Genomic DNA, 1,376 nt, shown 5'->3' with positions numbered 1-1,376 from the left:
GGGTGACGCCGTTGACGTACTCCATGACGATGTAGGGCAGCGGGCCCGCGGGTGTGTCCGCCTCGCCGGTGTCGTAGACCGCGACGATGGCCGGGTGGTTCAGGGCCGCCGCGTTCTGCGCCTCCCGCCGGAACCGTAGGTAGAAGCTGGGGTCGCGAGCCAGGTCCGCACGCAACACCTTGACCGCCACGTCGCGGTGCAGTCGGGTGTCGCGGGCCAGGTGAACCTCCGACATGCCACCGAAGCCGAGGATTTCGCCGAGCTCGTAGCGGTCGGACAGCCGCTGCGGCGTCGTCATCGCGGTGTCTCGTATCGTGCCGCGCGCACGGCACGGCTCGGGGCGGGCCAGCCCGGCTGCACGCCGGCGCCGGCGGATCCGCTGCGGTCGGTGCGGGCCGACGGATGGGCCGGCGGCGCGGGGGTGCGCGGACCGCCGGAAGGTGCGCTGGTCGCGGGCACCGTGTCGGTGACGGTCGGGGCACTGGGGAGGTGCCGCGTACCGGGATCCTCGGCATTGACCACGATCAGCACCGCGATGATGATCGCCAACGTTCCCAGCACCCCCGCAGCCCACAGCAGCGCGCGCTGGCCGGCCGAGAACTTTTGGCGCGCCGACAGCGGCCGCTGACCAGCAGTGGCGGGCCGGGTGGGCCGGACGTGCCGGGCGCTGGCGTTGGCTGCGGCGCGGGTCGAAGCAAGGGGCGGGACAGCCCGGTGGGATGGCGGCGCCGGGTGGGGCCGCGGAGGCCGCTGCCCGGCACGGACCGCGGCGACGGCATCGGCGAACGGGCCGCCGCTGCGGTAGCGCATTCCCGGGTTTTTGGTCAGGGTTAGCTCGATGAGTTCACGGACGTTGGGCGGTAACTCCGCCGGCAGCGGTGGTGGTGGCTCTTTGATGTGCTTCATCGCGACGGTCAGGGCACCGTCGCCGCCGAACGGTCGTCGCCCCGAGAGCACTTCGTAACCAACAACTCCCAGTGAGTAGACATCGCTGGCCGCGGTGGCGTCCTGGCCCAGCGCCTGCTCCGGGGCGATGTACTGAGCGGTGCCCATCACCATGCCGGTCTGCGTCACCGGGGCAGCGTCGACGGCTTTGGCGATGCCGAAGTCGGTGATTTTCACCTGCCCGGAGGGGGTGATCATGATGTTGCCCGGCTTGACGTCGCGGTGCACCAACCCGGCGCTGTGGGCGACCTGAAGGGCGCGCCCGGTCTGCTCCAACATGTCCAGCGCGTGCCGCAGAGAGAGTTTCCCGGTGCGTTTGAGCACCGAGCTGAGTGGCTCACCGTTGACCAGTTCCATCACCAGATAGGCGGTGCGGCCTTCGCCGTCCATCTCGGTCTCGCCGTAGTCGTGCACGCTGGCGATGCCGGGGT

2 protein-coding genes are annotated in these 1,376 nt (G+C 70.8%); both read right to left on the bottom strand.

Going from position 1 to position 1,376, the window contains the following annotated elements; translation table 11 throughout:
• Positions 1–298: protein kinase domain-containing protein (locus AC2VOP_RS21395; protein WP_486962829.1), on the bottom strand; the 298-nt coding region annotated here is incomplete at its 3' end.
• The coding region (locus AC2VOP_RS21390) for a serine/threonine-protein kinase (RefSeq protein WP_486962828.1) at positions 295–1,376 on the bottom strand (1,082 nt) is incomplete at its 5' end. The genes AC2VOP_RS21390 and AC2VOP_RS21395, both read right to left, overlap by 4 nt.

The sequence above is a fragment of the Mycobacterium sp. TH-M106 genome (assembly GCF_057473765.1).
The sequence above is the reverse complement of the archived record's forward strand: the minus strand, read 5'-3'. Positions and strand labels throughout refer to the sequence as shown.